The following is a 17,403-nucleotide window of genomic DNA, read 5'->3' as shown; positions in this document are numbered from 1 at the left end:
TCCTCCTCTCTAAAATTGAAAATAAATAAATGGATTATAGCTTCCCTTTACCATATAGGCAACGCATATAAGAAATAGAACAAGCATTCCCACCGGATATAATACACTGATAATCTTAACCAATGGAGGCTCAACATAGATACTCTTGCCATCATAAGGCGGCTTTGTATCTATCGTTTTTCTTACTAAAATTCCTTTTACCATAAACTGATTGACAATTGTTGCAAGCGGCAGAGAAAAAACAATTGCAGCTATGAGAAACAACCAGAATTCCTTAAGAAACATATAAGTATAGTCACTGTAAAATCCATTGAAAATATTAAACATACAGCCAATATAGCTTCCTGCTTCTTCCAAAGAATCTGAGCGAAAGATTACCCAGCCAATGATTACAATCAGCATTGCATAAACATGACGCAGAATATTAGGAATCTTTGACTGTTCAAACTGAAACATTCTCTCCAATGCAATAAATACAAAATTAATAACACCCCAAACTAAAAAGGTCCAGTTGGCTCCATGCCAGACGCCTGTTGCAATCCATACCACTGCAAGGTTACGAATCAGCTTATCTCTATTGATAACGCGAGAACCTCCCAGTGGAATATAAAGATAATCGCGGAACCATGCACCTAGAGTAATATGCCATCTTCTCCAAAACTCACTAATGGATTTAGAAATATATGGATAATTAAAGTTTTTATCTAACTTAAATCCAAACATTAATCCTAAACCAATTGCCATATCGGAGTATCCTGAAAAATCAAAATAAATCTGAAATGTATATCCCAGTGCACCAAGCCATGCAAGACTGACTGGTATATTTCCCATTTTATGTATTTCAAAAATTCTGTCTACCACAATTGCCATATTGTTTGCCAACAATACTTTCTTGCCAAGCCCCGTAATGAAAAAGCAAACACCTGAAGAAAATTTCTTTAATGTTTCTTTTCTTCCCATGATTTGTGGCTCAAACGTTGCATACTTCATAACAGGTCCTTGAGTTAATTTTGGAAAAAATGATAAATATAAGGCCAAATGTAAAAAATTCTTTTGAACTCCTACATCCCTTCTGTAAACGTCTACCACATACGAAATGGCCTGAAAGGTAAAAAAGGAAATACCAATCGGGAGCGCAATGTTAATAACTTCCGTTTTTCCGGCTGTGGCATCACTTATATTCTTGGTGATAAACGTTAAGTACTTAAATATAAATAACGTGGATAAGTTAAATATAAGTGCTATAACCAGCCAAAATAAGCGTTTTTTCTTTTTTGCTTGCCCAATTAACAATCCTAATAAATAATTAAATATAATGGAAGCAAGCAAAAGCAGAATATATTTAGGTTCTCCCCACGTATAAAAAAGTAAGCTACTTATCAACAATAACGCATTTTTCAATGTTTTAGAAAAATAAAACAAGTAGTATAAAGTTAATACAATAGGAAAGAAGTAAAACAGAAACGATAAACTTGAAAATATCATGGCTCTTCCTCCTCTTCCTGCTCGCTTAATATTTTATAAAGCCTTTTTTTCATAATCAAATAATTGGCTCCTGCTTCAGAAAACCAGTCTATAAATATAGTCGCAATTAATATAACAATCATGACACAAAAGATTCGAAACCAAATGACTGATTTTATTAAATTAGTATAAGCAGTTGATGTAATCTTGTTTACAGCCTCTACTTTGGGAACGCCCATTGTCTGCGTTTCTTGGTTGTCCTGTTTTAAAGCAATCACCACTTCACCTGCATTGACGCTCTCATTTGTCTTTGCATAAAGTGTAATTTCTGATATGGCACAGCTGCTTTGTATTTCTAATTTACCATCCTCTGTTACAGAAGCACCTTCTAGCTTGTCTTTCAAAAAGAAAGACACCTTAGAGTCTACCTCATTTCCCTCTAAGTCAAATACCGAAGCCTGATATTGCTTAAGCACTGATCCTGCTTCCGGTAAAGCAATCTCATTATCACCTGACATAGCGATCAAGTAAAGGCTATCTTTCATTGCAGCTACACTACCCTCCAAAAATGCAATATTACCAATTGTATAAGCGTTAAGCTGTTCCTCTGACATAATCGTAGTAATTCCCCATGATTGAATCGTCCCCAGTGAAACTTGTTCTCCTTCTTCGTTATAGAGTTGTGAGAAAGGAATACACACTGTTCCATTAAAATGTGCCGGAATGGACAACGTCCCATATGTAGTAGACAAAACCTTTATATTTTCTTGATCTGAATCCTCTAATATAGCAAAGGAGGCATCTGTCATCATTACACTTAATTTGGAATTAATGGACAAAGTTAGATTAATCTTTAACTCTACATCACTTTCGTTGTTAAAGCTAAAACGAATTCCATCATAGGTTTTTATATTGCGCTTCGTATCATCATATATATAAACGGTATAATAATTTTCTTCAAGTCCAGTCGTATCTGCTGTAACCTCTACTTGAAAGTTCTCTTCCTTACCGCTTACCTTTTTCATTACAGTTGCTCCATCTTCCCATTCCTTTAAATTACTTGGTGTTATCACCTTTTCAGCCTTGCTGCTCATTGCTAAAGCAGTTGTCTGAAAAAGCATCAGTAACAAAAGTTCAAGAAAAAATATGATAAAAAGCTTTTTCGTTCCCTTATTTTTCATCATTCTCATACCCCTATTTCTATAAATACTCCAATTCGTCAAAGCTTTCATACTTTTTCAAAGCCGTATCAACCATTTTATGATACGTATTTTTTTCATCAAGATCAATTTCATAATCATACATCCAGGATTTTAATATCGTTCGAAATTCCACATTATGTATTATATCATTCGTATTTTCGATTCTATAACAGGTTCCATATCGAGAAGCTTTATCTTCTAATGAGCACTTGATTTGTATATTCCCTTCTAAAATAATAAAGCTCTCTGGTATTTTTTCTCCTCGCAAAAATGAAACTGTTAAATATTCATAATTAAAATCTCTCAACAATAATTTTCTACCCTCCACTGTTTTAGCATAGTTACAAAGTTCTACACGTGGCAGCTTTCGGCTGAAATAATCACGCTCCCCAGTTCTTTTCCAAATATTAATCATAATATCATCTACCGAGCTTAGACCTTCATCAATTTCCTTTGGTAAAGATGGTTCCCTATCATAAACGATCTGGAGCATTTCTCTATTATTTTCTTCGGTTATTTCAAGCATTTCAAAGCCATATTTCCATTTTCCTTTGACTCCCATAACATTCGCAACTTTACCCTTAAAACTGGTATCATAGCGCTCAGTTATCAGTCTTATGGTTACCTCATCCTTAGGAGATATCCACTCTGGAAAGTTTAACACTACCGAAATTCCCTTTTCTGAAATATTCTCTGTTTTCGTACGAATGATCCGGCTTCCATAGTAAATCATACAATCAACCTCTACATAAAAACGCTCAAATTGTCGGTGTGGTTGTCTTCCAAACATGAAAAAGAGCGCCATCAAAAGGTTAAACAGGTTTACTAACAGCCAGAACATAATTACAATGTACATAGGTGTTCCCTTTTCAAAGGTTTCGAAAACAGAACGCACTAAACCAAACACACTTAATGCAAGCATAATCAAAAGTAGAATTGAATTCTTAAAACGGTATCCCGCACCATTTCCTTCGAACTTTTGCTTAGCATCCTTTTTGGTAACAACAAACGTGCTCTCAGAAATACCAAAAGTCTCTAATATTACGGAGGGCAAAAGACTTGGGAACATGATTGTTTCATAAATGTTAGTTAATCTCGTATTACGAATATTACCGGACAAAAGCCGAAGCGCAGTATTGTTTAGTAAATACATCGGAAGCCAGAATAATAAAATTTCAAAAAGAGTACATTTCACTACAATAACATTAAACACTGCATACAAAATCGGTGACATAATATAAACAAAACGCTTAACTGCACCATACCAATAGGTTATCGAAGTCAAATAACTTAGTTTCTGCCCAAAATTAAGTCCCTTTCTAAAAACTATATTAACCTTTCTACCTGTCTGAATACATCCTCTTGCCCAGCGCTGTCTTTGCTTAATTAAACTTTTCAAGTCCTCCGGCGCCATCCCCATTGCATAAGATTCGCTAATAGCGTAACACTGATAGCCCTTACTTTGAATCACCATTCCGGTTGCAAAATCCTCTGTGATAACGCCTGTGTAAAACCCACCCGCGGCAATAAGCGCCTCTCGTGACAAAATAGTATTTGTTCCTCCATATATAACCGTGTTACTTGCATTTCGCATAACCTGAACATCACGATAAAAATAATCTTGTTCATTTGGAATACGATTTTCCGAATATAGATTATATTGAAACAAATCCGGATTATAAAAGGTTTGTGGTGTCTGCAAGAAGCCTACCTTTTCCTCTCCTAAAAAGTATGGCATACAGGCAGTCAAAAAATTATGCCGTGGCATCATATCCGCATCAAATGTAACAATATATGGAGAGCTTGTCACACTCATTGCATGATTTAAGTTACCGGCCTTCGCAAATTCATGCGTATCTCGAACCAAATGTGTAACTCCCATTTTTCTGGCTAAAACTCCCATTTCATCGCGGTGACCGTCATCACATAAATAAATATGTACCTTGGATTTATCGGGATAATCCATATGTAGACATGCATTAATGGTCTTATACAACAAATCCTCCGGTTCATTATAGGTAGATATAAAGACATCCACATCTGGATATTTTGACTCATCTACCTCGGGTCTTTTTGGCGATTGAATATTAGATAGCTGATCAAAATGAACTATCATTTCAAATAAACCAATAATTTCAATGAAAAGCAGACTCAAACCGCAAATAGTAGATATAATTCCATACTGAAAAGGAATAGTTCGAAAGATTCTCCAAAGAATATAGACGACAGAACTAAAAAAAGTAAAAAAGACTAACATTTTTCTAACGTAAGGTTTCATAATTAGTATCTCCTATCTCTTTATATTTATCTTGCAAAGTTCGTCACTCTTCTTAAAATACAAAAAAAGCAACTAAACATATTTTATCTTTTGTTTAAGTTGCAACTGAACTACCATAGAAAAATTTTTCAACAGGCTTCTGGCTTTGCGTCCCTACTTTTCAATAGGTTTGCTAAAGTAACTATATTATTAGTTTTATTATACCGTTAACTATATGCTTTTGTCAATTGTAATTTTAGGAATAAAATAGACGAATCTCTTTTGTAGAGCATGCCTATTAAATAAAGGACGCATTGCATACTGACCGTAAACGGTTCTATATACAATACGCCCTTTGTTCAAGAGTGATTTACACTATCTATCCTAAATAATACCTTGTGCAATCATTGCTTCTGCCACTTTCTTAAAGCCTGCAATATTAGCACCAACCACATAGTTTCCTTCAGCACCGTATTCCTTTGCTGCATCATCCATGTTGTGGAAAATATGAATCATAATTTGTTTTAATTTATCATCTACTTCTTCAAATTTCCAACTTAAACGTTCACTGTTCTGAGTCATCTCAAGAGCTGAAGTAGCTACACCACCAGCATTTGCTGCCTTACCAGGTGCAAACAATACTTTATTCTTCTGTAAATATTCGGTTGCCTCTAACGTAGTAGGCATATTTGCGCCTTCTGCCACGGCAATACAACTGTTTGCAACTAAGGTCTTTGCATCCTCAAGATCTAACTCATTTTGAGTTGCACATGGAAGAGCTATATCACATTTTATACTCCAGACACCCTTGCCTTCGTGATATTGTGCACTTTTTCTTTCTTTCACATATTCCGTAAGCCTGTCGCGTCTTACTTCTTTTATTTCCTTAAGAAGTGATACATCAATTCCTTCTGAATCGTATACCCAGCCTGTTGAATCAGAAGCTGTAACAACCTTAGCTCCAAGCTCCTGCGCCTTTTGTATCGCATAAATAGCAACATTTCCGGATCCGGAAACAGCAACTGTCTTGCCTGCAATATCAAACCCATTACACTGAAGCATTTCATGGGTTAAATATAATAATCCATAGCCTGTAGCTTCTGTTCTTGCCAAAGAACCGCCATAAGATAAACCTTTTCCAGTCAGCACACCCTCATAAACGCCTCGGATTCTTTTATATTGACCAAACATATAACCAATTTCTCTTGCTCCTGTTCCAATATCTCCAGCCGGTACATCTGTATCAGCCCCTATGAATTTACATAGTTCAGTCATAAAGCTTTGGCAAAAAGCCATTACTTCTCTGTCTGATTTGCCCTTAGGGTTAAAATCAGAGCCACCTTTACCTCCACCGATTGGAAGGCCTGTTAAAGAATTCTTAAAAATTTGTTCAAAACCTAGGAATTTAATAATTCCAATATTAACAGATGGATGTAGACGTAGTCCCCCTTTATAAGGTCCGATTGCACTGTTAAATTGTACTCGATATCCTGTATTAACCTGAACATTTCCTTTATCATCCACCCACGGAACTCTGAATTTAAGCTGTCTTTCCGGATTACAGAGTCTTTCTAAAAGAGCCTCTTTTCTGTAAAGCGCTTCATTTTGTTCAATTACAGCCCTTAATGATTCCAATACTTCCTTTACTGCCTGATGGAATTCTGGTTCACCAGGATTTTGTTTTACTACCAGTTCAATGACTTCGTCAACATATGACATACGTTTTCCTCCTTATAAGCACAACAACCAAGCCTAATTAAAATATTAGCTGCAGCCAAATAGCATCGACCAAAAATGATTATAGCGCTTTAATGTAGCAGAGTCAATATATTATATCAATTTGTACGTTAAATTATATCAAATTATTTAATTTATAATTCAGGAAGCCATACTCTCATCTGGTTTGTACCTCTGTTCCCCCATACATAATAGGGAATCAGCTTAATATCATAAGACCTTAGTTTCATCGTCTCAAAGGAATATAGCGTATCAATTGTGCTGCTTTTCAAACCTTCTATTACAATTTCATCAATTCCTCCAAGCTTATCTGATTTTAAAACTACTGCATTTGCTGACTTTTTTACACTCAGACTTAAGATATCTTCTTCATTGTCCGCACCCTCCGCACAATAAATAATAGGTCCCTTTAAAAATGCCACTTTTCCATTATTTGCACTCACTCTATTTGAAGAATAGATACGCCTGACACTCATATCAAAACATAACTTTAACTCATCCTCTTTCGTAAATTCACCCTTTATATAGGCGTAGCCTTTTTTAACTTGATAATCTGCTTTTCTTCCATTTAGCATTATCCTAGTATCAAAACTCCAATCAGGCAGACGTATCGCAAGTGTCATTTTCATAATCTGCTGTTTCGGTTTGAAAAGATAAACAACAGTATCATCGTACGGATATCCTGTTACAAGCTTTAATTCTCCTTTTATAGAGTCATCAAGCTTTAAGGTGCCTCCGATAAACAAATGTGAATACACCGTATTTTCCTGTATAGACCATGCATAGTTTCCGATTGAGGATAACAGCCTTGCAGCATTAGGAGGGCAGCAAGCACAGGCAAACCACTTGGGTCTTATTGGTTTTACATGGCGCTGTGACACTGCATCACCTGAAATGCCCGGAATCACCTCCAAAGGATTCACATAGAAAAATTGCTTTCCATCAAGCTGCATACCTGCCAACACACAGTTATACAGCGCACGCTCCATGACATTGCTATATTTGCTGTCTATCTCTAAGGAAAGCATCTTTTTTGCAAAAAAGATTAAGCCAATGGATGCACAGGTTTCAGCATAGGCAGTATCATTTGGAAGATGATAATCCTTTGTAAAAGCCTCTCCTTCATAGGCAGAACCAATCGCTCCTGTCACATACATCCTACACTGTACTATGTTATCCCACAGTACTTTACAAGCGTTTTTCAATTTCTCATCACCTGTACTTGCTGCCACAGCAGCCATTCCTGTATAAAGATAGACTGCCCGAACCGCATGTCCCACTGCTTTTTTTTGCTCCCTCACCGGCATCTGACATTGAAAATATTCCTTATCACTATTTCCATTTCCGCCCCAGACAGACCACTTTCTCTTCTTGGCTTCCTTGATGAAATAGTCTTGATCAACACCTCTTGCATCAATAAAATACAATGCAAGCTTTTTGTATTTTTCGTTCTTGCAATACGAATACAAACGCATCAATGCAAGCTCAATTTCAGGATGTCCCGGATATCCCTTTCGCTCTTCTTCTATAAATAGCTTATAGATGTGATCTGCCATTCGACACATGATAAGAAGTAATTTTGTTTTTCCCGTGCATTCCGCATAAGCTACAGCTGCCTCTATCATATGTCCCGCACAATAAAGCTCATGCGCCTCTTCTAAATTACTCCATCGCTTATCCGGCTCCTTTACAGTAAAATAGGTATTGAGATACCCGTCCTTATGCTGTGCTCTGCCAATCAACTCTATTACTTCATCACAACGCTTTTCTAACTTTTTATCCGGATAATGATAAAGCGAATAGGCGGCTGCCTCAAGCCATTTTGCCACATCGCTATCCTGAAATACCATTCCGTAAAATTCTTCTTCACATACTCCATTTTCAAGCATTTGAGCTGCAAGTCTGAAATTTTCAATTGCATGGCTTTTATCTGTATCCGGTATTTCATCCTTTAGAACCTTTTCCTGATAAGGTATCACCACTTCCTTAATAAGCCTCTCATAACGTCCTAATAAAGAATCGTCTAATGTAAAATTCTTCATCCTATCCTCCATATTCATGCTCCTCTCTTTTTTCATTTCCGCCGCAGGTGTTTAAAACATATGGACAAATTTTGTATAAAGTTTTAATATATAACAGTATCCATTATTTTCGGAATATCTTCAACATACATAACACTATAAAAGGTGGTGAAATCTTAGATGCGATATTTTATCTGTGATGCGGTATATCCCATGAAATACCTTTCCTGTGGAAATTTAATCAGTAAGCAGGGATTTCTTCATCAAAAACGTAATATTGATTCCCATGTACTAATCATGGTAAACGAAGGCCATTTGTACCTTTCTCAGGGGGGTGTCAAATATGAGCTTGGTCCCAAGACATACATTTTTTTAAAGGCTAATGAGGAGCATTTTGGGTATCAGGCATCAACCGGACGCTTATCCTATTATTGGGTACATTTTGAAACACCGAGTACTATAGAGGACTTAACAAGCAAGAATTTATACAATAAGTTATTCACGGGTGAAGCGCTTCCTTTTAAAAACAATCTTTATATTATGCCTGAAAGTGGGAAAGCAGGACTTACCCAAAAAGTCAGCGTTTTATTTAATCAGCTTCTTGATTTATCAAGACAGGAAATGCTTTATACCAGACAGATTATTGATTACGCATTAAGTCTTTTAATTATGGAAATATCTCAGGAATTTATAGACTTATATAATAACAGAACACAAAAAATTTCTCCCAATGTCGCACACGTCATGGAATGGATTAAGGCTAATTATTACAAGCAAATTTCTATTTTTGAGCTTGCCGGGGAGCTTGGATACAATCCAGACTATCTGTCCTCCTTGTTTAAAAAGACCACAAAAATCACATTAACTCAATTTATCAATCAGGTAAGAATTGAAAATTCCAAAGCTCTTCTTACCAATTTTAACATTTCAATTAAAGAAACCGCTTATTCCTGCGGCTTCTTAGACGAAAAATATTTTATGAAGACCTTTAAGAAGATTGTGGGTATGACTCCCTCTCAATATAAGATGGCTTTTACCAAACGCAAGATAAATTAAGATCCAAACAGAGTATTACTTAATTTGATACTTTTAGCAATAATTTTTAATTATAACCTGAAGTGTTCTGCAACCATTATATTCATTTATGGTTGGGTAATACGTTATAGATAATTGTATTTTGTTTTCTCTACCTGCATACATTGCCTTCAACTCTTCTTCACCATATTTACCGGAAAGGAATTCTTGAAACTTGTCTATGTTCCCAAAATATAGGGCATCCATTGTGCAGCCTGTGTTATTTTGTATTTTTAGTTTTAATACATTTTGGTTCTTTCCCAATATGCGAGCACTTAAAATGCATAAATTTTTTTCAGCAAATAGTGGTTTTTCATTCGCCTTTCCAAAAGGCTCCAATATCTCCAAATCCCTAATCAGCTTCTCTGTAATATAATGAATGGGCATTGGCACATCAATCATTATCTTTGCAATAAAATCTTCCTCTGTCAGCACCGTTTCCTTGTTTAATCTTAGCCTAAGGATATCTATATTTTCTTTTGGAAGCGAAAGTCCTGCCGCCATTGGATGACCACCAAATTTGGTAAATAAATCCTTACATTTTGACAGCTCTTCGAACATATTATAGGCTTCTATGGAACGCCCGGAACCTTTTGCACCACCCTCGCAATCTGTAAAGACAATGGCTGGCTTATTATAATTCTCTCTAATTCGCCCTGCTATAATTCCTGCAAGACTTTCATGACATTTTGGTAAATAAACTATTAAGACCTTATCCTTTTTTAATTCTGAGGCTTCTATCAACTCAAGTGCTGTTTCCAATCCTTTTAAAGTCAAAGATTTTCTGCTGTCGTTTAAATTTTTCAAATCACCTGCCAGCTTCCCTGCCTCTTCAATTGAATCGCAGTTTAGAAGTTCTAATGCCCTTTTTGCGGTATCCAGTCTTCCACCCGCATTGATGCATGGACCGATTACGAATCCAATATGGTAAGAGGAAAGATTGCCGTCTGTCAATCCATTTAACGTGATAAGAGAGGCAAGCCCTTTATTCTTTGTACTTTTCATACGTCTTAGACCTTCCCTTACAATGATTCGATTCTCACCTACTAAATCCATAACATCTCCTACCGTTGCCATTGCCGCAAATTCAATCCATTGGTGACATTCCTCTTCAGGAATGTTAAATTCCTCATACAATGCCTGAACTATCTTATATGCTACGACCGCGCCACATATTTGCTTAAAAGGATAGGAACAGTTGCTTTGCTTTGGGTTAACAATAGCATTTGCCATCGGATAAATCTCTTTTTTCATTCCATCTTTTTCTTCAAAGGGAATATCATGATGATCGGTTATGATTACCGTCATGTTAAGCTGCCTGGCATAAGCAGTCTGAGCAACTGCAGCTATCCCATTGTCACAGGTTATAATAGTATCAATTCCAGCTTCAAAGGCATCATCAATCAGACTTTCGTTAATTCCATATCCATCTTTCATACGATCTGGTATATCGGTATCAACTTGTGCGCCACAGCGTTCTAGTCCCTTTAATAATATGTAGGTAGCATTCACTCCATCAATATCATAATCTCCTATAACACGGATTGTTTTTTGCCCTTTTATCTTATCCTTAATGATTTTAACTGCCTTATCCATGTCTTTCATAAGCCATGGACTATGTAAATCACAAAGCGTTCCATTCAAATAATATTTAATATCTTCCTCTGTTATAACCTCTCGGTTTCTTATAATTCTGGCTATCACAGGATCGATTGAAAAAACCTCTCCCATTTTATCAAAATCTGCTCTCTTTGCTTGTACAAACCACTTTTCTAACATGTCTCTCCTATCTTTATTGATTTATAAATGTTACAAAACGTTACAAATAATTCCTGTTACATCGTTGACCATATCTGTTGAATATTGTATAATTTCAGTATAAAAGTACTAGATAATTAGTACCATTTTACTATTCGTCGCTTAATCTTGTGACTTTAAGCACTTTATGTTTCATTACGTAAAGTGCTCATTTCTTTTTTAAACTTATTTTATTAGATTATTCTTTTCAAATTTATTAATATTTTCAAAAAAATTTTTTGGTATTTTTAAGAAATTAAACACATAATGAACATATTTTATTTTTATAATAAAGGCAGATAGTTGATTAACACATTCACTATCTCCCCCCTCATAAGTAATAGCCCGTACATCCCATACGGGCTATTCCCTTGTCTAGATTCATATATACTCTTTACTTTAGGAAACCACTATTTCATATGTTACAATAAATTCTTCATTTGGGCTAAGACGTTGTACGCCTGTCTTTTCCTTAAGCTCACCTGTAAAACCTTCATTATCACAACGTCCATACCAAGGTTCAAGACATATAAACGGTGCATTTGGCTTCGTCCAAATTCCAACATACGGAAAGCCATTGCATTTAATATTTACATACTGTTCCTTGTTGGGGAAAGCAATCCCTACCTCTGATAGCTGGTGATTTTCAAAGATTAATACTCCATCATCAAATAAATGCTCTCCTATTTGATGCTTTCCATCCGCCAAAGGCAAAGTATGAATTTTATCATACAATGCACAGCCTCCGTCTTGACTAATTTGAATATAATTAAGTTTGTCTTTTTGTCCAAAGGTTAGGTAATAGTCCTTTTGTTCTTCTGATTCATCTGCCGGAACACAAAAAGCAGGATGTGCTCCAATGGAAAACAGCATTTCCTTTTCTCCCATATTTACTACTTTCCATTCTACTATTACTTTGTTATCCACTAAACTATGGCTTACCTCTAATTTAAAATCAAAGGGATAGATTTGCTTCGTTTCCTTAGTACTTACCAACGTATGCACAATTTTATTATCCAAGTCTTTTTCGAACAGAAACTCCGCATCTCTTGCAAACCCATGTGCTGTCATTGGATATTTAATTCCGTTGTACTGATACTGTTTATGAAATATTTCCCCCACAAACGGAAATAGGATTGGCGCATGTCGATTCCAATATTTAGGATCGGCGCACCATATTATTTCTCTTTCGTTTTTCTTATCATAAATGCCTGATAATTGTCCTCCCTGGTCGTTTACCTTTAAAATCAATCTCTCGTTTTCAAGCTGTCTTGCTTCTGACATAGGAATCCTCCTTGTTGCTTCTTTCACTTTTGTTTCAATGACTAACTTAATTATAGTATAATACAAAGTTTTTTTCAATTTGTATTCTCTTTCAATCTATTTGCTATAGTAAGTTATCTAATAAGAAATAGCATCCTCAACGAATAAAGTAAGGATACTATTTTCGTATTTGCTCATCTGTATATTGTGCCATCTCAGTACCCCCTATTTTAAATAGTAATATTATATATTATCACACACTTCATTTCTTATTATCATATTAAAAGCCTGAATAAAATCTTTTATAATAATAATCAGTAAATTGTAATAAAAATGTAAATATCTTATATCAGAATCAATATAGATATAATTAATACAATCAAGGCTATTATATAATGTTGCCCCCAAGCTACGAATTTTGAATATTGGATTGCTATATAATGTAAATATCCAACGTAACATATTAAAGAAATGCCGTATTTATAGGAAACTTTTATATATGACAAGAATAGAAAACAGACACCCGTCTAAACGTCATTAGCCGATACTATATAGCAAAAAGAGAGGTTAGCAAATGGCTTACCCCTCCTTTACCCTCCCTGTAGTTTTTTACAAGCAAGCGATTTTTTTCATATGCCTAATATAGCTTTATAATACCATTAAGGGTAGAAATCAGCAAACTGGCTTTACCCTTAATATCACCAAAACCAATACTGCTTCTTAACCGCAATATATGTAATGACTAATCCAAGCAAAATCACAACCACTAGTATAATTACAATGATACTGATTGATATGTCACTTAGTTTATCTTGTGTCAGCATATATTTTCCTGTAATATCCAAACTGATACTTGATAAGTCATCCATTTTTAATTGCTGGTACTTATTCTTTGTTTCGTTATATAGATATAAGTATTGATAGCCACCATATTCTAATTTTAATGTAATTAACCCTGGTAAGTTATTACTGTTATTAATAAGAAAGGTAAGGTTTTCATCCTCTTTTTCTATATTTATTTCTGTACTTAATTCATTTTCGTAATTAACAATATCTCTTCCTTTCAGGATTAAGGTATAATCCTCACCTAAAATACGTATTGTCTTTCCTGTTTCATATAATGCCTTTAAAATATTTTTGCTGATTACTTTATAATCTTTTACATCTATTTCTATATCATCGGAATTGTTTTCGTTCTTTAGTTTTTCTATAATGAAAGCTTCATTTTCACTTAAATTCTCTGCCTTAGTACAATTTACTTCGGCAATTGTCTTTTCTATTGTAGCTTGATCGGCGTCTCCACTTTCATTTACTATAACGGTAACGGCTGTACTAAGATCTCCATTTGATACAAGAATTGAGGTCGTACCTATGCTTTTTGCGCTTATGGTTCCACTTGCTGTTACAATTGCGATATCTTTATCGGTTGATTCATAAGTCATGGCTTGGTCGGCATCACTTGGTAATGCACTGGCGGTTAACTTAAATTCGTCTTCTGGTTTTAGTATCACATAATTTTTATTTACCGCAATTTTAGTGGTGGCTACTTTGACTGTGATTTCAATTGACTTAGAAATCTCACCTGCCTGAACTGTTATGGATGTGGTTCCTTTTCCTATCCCCTTTACTTCACCTGTTGGCAAAACTGTGGCTACCCCTGTGTTACTTGAGGAATAGGTTACTGTAGTATCAGTTGCAGTGGAAGGTTTTACTGTTGTAGATAATGTCTGGGTCTTGTCCACATACATTTCTTTTTCATAATTTCCAATCTCTATGTCGGTTACTGCAATATCATTTGTTTTCTTAACTGTTAACTGAAAGCTGTTTTCAGCTGTGCCGCATGTCACTGTTATATTTGCTGTCCCTACAGAAACTGCTATAATCCTTCCCAGTTCATTTATGGTTGCAACTTTTTCGTTACTGGATTGATAGGTGAGTGTTTGATCAGTTGTATCGGTTGGCAATACAGTGGCTGAAAGCAATTGTTTCTCTCCAACTGCCATGCTTGCCTGATAATCTCCCAAATCAATTTCTGTTGCAACTATGACTTTTACTTCGTTCACTGTGATTTGTATACTTTTTGAGATTGCTCCTGCACTTACTGTAATCGTAACGGTTCCTTTTGCGATTGCCTTGACTTCACCTGTTGAAAGTACCGAAGCAATATTGGTATCACTTGATTGATAAGTTATGGTTGCGTCAGTTGCATTGGAAGGTAATACGGTGGCTGAAAGTGTTTGAGTCTTTCCTGCCTCCATTTCTGCTTCAAAATTACCGATTTCTATATCGGTTACTTCTACATCGTTTGATTTCTTAACGGTTAACTGAAAGCTGTTTTGAACGGTTCCACAGGTAGCTGTGATTTGGGTTGTTCCAGCTGAAACTGCTGTAATTCTTCCCATTCCGTTAATGGTTGCTACACTTTCGTTACTGGATTGAAAGGTTACCATTTGATCGGTTGTATCGGTTGGTAATACGGTGATGGACAGTAGTTGTTTTTCTCCTACTATCATTTCCGTTTGGTAATCTCCCATATCAATTTCGGTTGCATTTACTGTTGTCTGGTTGTTGTCTATTTCAGTTGTTGTTTGGTTATTTTCTATGGAAGCTGTTGACTGACTGTTTGCTATGGCAACTGTTGTTGCATTATGATTTAGAATATTGTTTTTTGTTTTTGATAGTTTTCCAGATGTTTCCTTACTTTCTGTAGCGGCAGCTAATGCACTTTTGCTGTTAGAACTGTTTACCGCTACTATCTTTTGTGAAGCAAGACATGTGCTGTTACTACAGAAAATTAGTAATAAACTTAAAACTATTAGATTAAACTTTTTCATCTTCTTAACCTGTCACCCATTGTATTTTTTATCATTTATACTTGCTGTAATGCTAATTAATTGAATTTATCTTGTTAATACCCCGAGTCCTTCTAATACATAATTGAAATAGGTTACTTTATCATATTGTATTCTGGCTTCTACGGTCAAACCATTGCTAAAATTCACCTTGTCACCAGATTTACTTACCAGATAGGTATAATCTGGCTCAATTTTTACTTTAAAATAGGTACTAGAACCTTCTGAATTACTGCTCTCAGTCGTTGATAAATCACTATCGATTTGTGTTACCTTGCCTGAGACTGTCCCGTATACACTTTGCGTAAGTCCTGAAACTGCAATGTCTGTCTTATCTCCTACCTTAAGTCTTGCGGCATCATCCGCAGATACGTTGGCTTGTATGATATAATCATCATTTTCTGAGGAAATACTGGCTAAGGCTTGGGTTGCCTGTACTACCATTCCTTCTTTATAGTCACTTAGCATATGAATGGTACCTGTTGTATTGGCTTTGATGCTGTATTGCTCCTGACCTATTCCGATGGCATCTAATTGTGCATTAATGGAGTCTAATTGTGCTTGACTCTGTAGGATGGAATCTTCGGCTGATTTAATAGCAGAATAATATACTTCTGTGATTTTATTTTGATTTTTCACAAGCTCGGCTTCAATTTGTTCATCAGAATAACCCGAGGATTTGTATATAGACGCATCTACCTTATTTTGAGCAACCTGACTCTTATATGTCTCATACTGGCTATAATAAAGACTATCTTCGGTATTAGACTGGTCAAAATAGTTCGTATCATCCTTAATGGACTTTACTAATTTTTGATATTGGGAAATTTGCGTTTGGTAGATTTCCTTTTGACCCTCTAGCTGTTCACTCTGTACATCCAAGTCACCGCTCTTGATTTCAAATAAAGTATCGCCTTCTTCTACATTCATGCCTTCACTGATACTAATACTGACAATTTCTCCTGTATAGGGTGCCATCGCATAATTTTTATTAGTACTTTGTACTACTCCGCTGGACTTAATGATATATATCTTTGGAGTCTTGACGCTCCATATGGTTACTGCCACTAATAATATGGTTATGGTTAGGATTATCATGTAACCAAAGGGTGGTATTGTTTTATCATAGAGCAATCGGTTGTCCCTTAGCTGCTCCATTGTTTTGATTTGTTTACTCATTATCGGTTCTCTCATGTTTTCTATAATTATAACGTTCACTAATATAATTAATCTTTTTTAATACATTGTTTCAATATTTATTCATCTACTCTTTCTACAAAAATATCTGCTACAATTTTACTGTCTACATTTGATATATATACAACATATACTTTACTTTTTATTGTCTTATAATTTTCATATGCCAAAATACGTATTTTATCAACAGCAAAATGTATGTCCCCTTCTTCCCCAGAAAATCTACAATAATAACAATTTTTAATTTTAAGTATTGGATAAAATTTATACCCCTTATCTGGATGATGCAAAACTCTATCTAGCTGACGCATAAGTGTATTTTCAGTTCTAAACTCCATATCATTATCATACTTACCTTCACTTATATGTATTAAAGGTCCTATGCACTTTGCTCCTTTACTTATGATATAATTATCAATCTGATTAACTAAAACATCTATACCTAACTCTGATTCTTCATCATTTATTTTTCTCTCAATAATATTAGTTAACTTTAAAATTCTTTCTTCTTTAATGTCTAGTATTCTGCACATAATATC

At 35.2% G+C, this 17,403-nt stretch carries 11 protein-coding genes and 1 riboswitch; of the genes, 1 reads left to right on the top strand and 10 read right to left on the bottom strand.

Features of this window, described 5'->3' with window-relative positions:
• Positions 1 to 9: 9 nt before the first annotated feature.
• From C8E03_RS14375 to C8E03_RS14355, 5 genes are all read right to left on the bottom strand, one after another.
• Positions 10 to 1,485 carry an MBOAT family O-acyltransferase gene (locus C8E03_RS14375; protein ID WP_110291349.1) on the bottom strand — a complete coding sequence of 492 codons (1,476 nt, stop codon included), beginning with the start codon at positions 1,483 to 1,485 and terminating at the stop codon, positions 10 to 12.
• Positions 1,482 to 2,648, bottom strand: a complete 1,167-nt coding sequence (locus C8E03_RS14370; protein ID WP_110291348.1) for a hypothetical protein — start codon at positions 2,646 to 2,648, stop codon at positions 1,482 to 1,484. The genes C8E03_RS14375 and C8E03_RS14370 overlap by 4 nt, the downstream gene beginning before the upstream one ends.
• 16 nt (positions 2,649 to 2,664) lie before the next feature.
• Complete coding sequence (locus tag C8E03_RS14365; protein ID WP_110291347.1) at positions 2,665 to 4,944, bottom strand: glycosyltransferase; 2,280 nt, start codon at positions 4,942 to 4,944, stop codon at positions 2,665 to 2,667.
• A 97-nt stretch (positions 4,945 to 5,041) separates the two neighbouring features.
• Positions 5,042 to 5,128: riboswitch (cyclic di-GMP riboswitch) on the bottom strand.
• Positions 5,129 to 5,307: 179 nt separating this feature from the next.
• Complete coding sequence (gdhA, locus tag C8E03_RS14360; RefSeq protein WP_110291346.1) at positions 5,308 to 6,642, bottom strand: NADP-specific glutamate dehydrogenase; 1,335 nt, start codon at positions 6,640 to 6,642, stop codon at positions 5,308 to 5,310.
• A 152-nt stretch (positions 6,643 to 6,794) separates the two neighbouring features.
• Entirely contained in the window at positions 6,795 to 8,702 is a 1,908-nt protein-coding gene (locus C8E03_RS14355) for a glycoside hydrolase family 127 protein (RefSeq protein ID WP_242993562.1), read from the bottom strand.
• Positions 8,703 to 8,861: 159 nt separating this feature from the next.
• Here C8E03_RS14355 and C8E03_RS14350 point away from each other — a divergent pair, with 159 nt between their 5' ends.
• Complete coding sequence (locus tag C8E03_RS14350; RefSeq protein WP_110291345.1) at positions 8,862 to 9,737, top strand: AraC family transcriptional regulator; 876 nt, start codon at positions 8,862 to 8,864, stop codon at positions 9,735 to 9,737.
• 33 nt (positions 9,738 to 9,770) lie between these two features.
• Here C8E03_RS14350 and recJ read toward each other — a convergent pair whose 3' ends face one another.
• The 5 genes from recJ to C8E03_RS14325 form a co-directional block, all read right to left on the bottom strand.
• Positions 9,771 to 11,534, bottom strand: a complete 1,764-nt coding sequence (recJ, locus tag C8E03_RS14345) for a single-stranded-DNA-specific exonuclease RecJ (RefSeq protein ID WP_110291344.1) — start codon at positions 11,532 to 11,534, stop codon at positions 9,771 to 9,773.
• Positions 11,535 to 11,951: 417 nt separating this feature from the next.
• Positions 11,952 to 12,836, bottom strand: a complete 885-nt coding sequence (locus C8E03_RS14340) for an aldose 1-epimerase family protein (protein ID WP_110291343.1) — start codon at positions 12,834 to 12,836, stop codon at positions 11,952 to 11,954.
• Between the two features lie 677 nt (positions 12,837 to 13,513).
• Complete coding sequence (locus C8E03_RS14335) at positions 13,514 to 15,649, bottom strand: Ig-like domain-containing protein (protein ID WP_110291342.1); 2,136 nt, start codon at positions 15,647 to 15,649, stop codon at positions 13,514 to 13,516.
• Between the two features lie 66 nt (positions 15,650 to 15,715).
• Positions 15,716 to 16,846, bottom strand: coding sequence for an HlyD family secretion protein (locus C8E03_RS14330; RefSeq protein WP_110291341.1), 1,131 nt, complete (start codon positions 16,844 to 16,846; stop codon positions 15,716 to 15,718).
• Between the two features lie 77 nt (positions 16,847 to 16,923).
• Positions 16,924 to 17,397, bottom strand: a complete 474-nt coding sequence (locus C8E03_RS14325; protein WP_094376421.1) for a hypothetical protein — start codon at positions 17,395 to 17,397, stop codon at positions 16,924 to 16,926.
• Between the last annotated feature and the right edge of the window lie 6 nt (positions 17,398 to 17,403).

This window comes from Lachnotalea glycerini (genome assembly GCF_003201285.1).
Classification (GTDB): Bacteria; Bacillota; Clostridia; order Lachnospirales; family Lachnospiraceae; genus Lachnotalea; species Lachnotalea glycerini.
This window is presented reverse-complemented; position numbering and strand designations above follow the sequence as displayed.

What these genes read in the sequence shown, in the direction of transcription:
- gdhA (WP_110291346.1), bottom strand. Translation starts at nt 6,642, where the DNA reads ATGTCATATGTTGACGAAGTCATTGAACTGGTAGTAAAACAAAATCCT.
- C8E03_RS14325 (WP_094376421.1), bottom strand. Translation starts at nt 17,397, where the DNA reads ATGTGCAGAATACTAGACATTAAAGAAGAAAGAATTTTAAAGTTAACT.
- C8E03_RS14370 (WP_110291348.1), bottom strand. Translation starts at nt 2,648, where the DNA reads ATGATGAAAAATAAGGGAACGAAAAAGCTTTTTATCATATTTTTTCTT.
- C8E03_RS14350 (WP_110291345.1), top strand. Translation starts at nt 8,862, where the DNA reads ATGCGATATTTTATCTGTGATGCGGTATATCCCATGAAATACCTTTCC.
- C8E03_RS14375 (WP_110291349.1), bottom strand. Translation starts at nt 1,485, where the DNA reads ATGATATTTTCAAGTTTATCGTTTCTGTTTTACTTCTTTCCTATTGTA.
- C8E03_RS14340 (WP_110291343.1), bottom strand. Translation starts at nt 12,836, where the DNA reads ATGTCAGAAGCAAGACAGCTTGAAAACGAGAGATTGATTTTAAAGGTA.
- C8E03_RS14365 (WP_110291347.1), bottom strand. Translation starts at nt 4,944, where the DNA reads ATGAAACCTTACGTTAGAAAAATGTTAGTCTTTTTTACTTTTTTTAGT.
- C8E03_RS14330 (WP_110291341.1), bottom strand. Translation starts at nt 16,846, where the DNA reads ATGAGTAAACAAATCAAAACAATGGAGCAGCTAAGGGACAACCGATTG.
- C8E03_RS14335 (WP_110291342.1), bottom strand. Translation starts at nt 15,649, where the DNA reads ATGAAAAAGTTTAATCTAATAGTTTTAAGTTTATTACTAATTTTCTGT.
- recJ (WP_110291344.1), bottom strand. Translation starts at nt 11,534, where the DNA reads ATGTTAGAAAAGTGGTTTGTACAAGCAAAGAGAGCAGATTTTGATAAA.
- C8E03_RS14355 (WP_242993562.1), bottom strand. Translation starts at nt 8,702, where the DNA reads ATGAAGAATTTTACATTAGACGATTCTTTATTAGGACGTTATGAGAGG.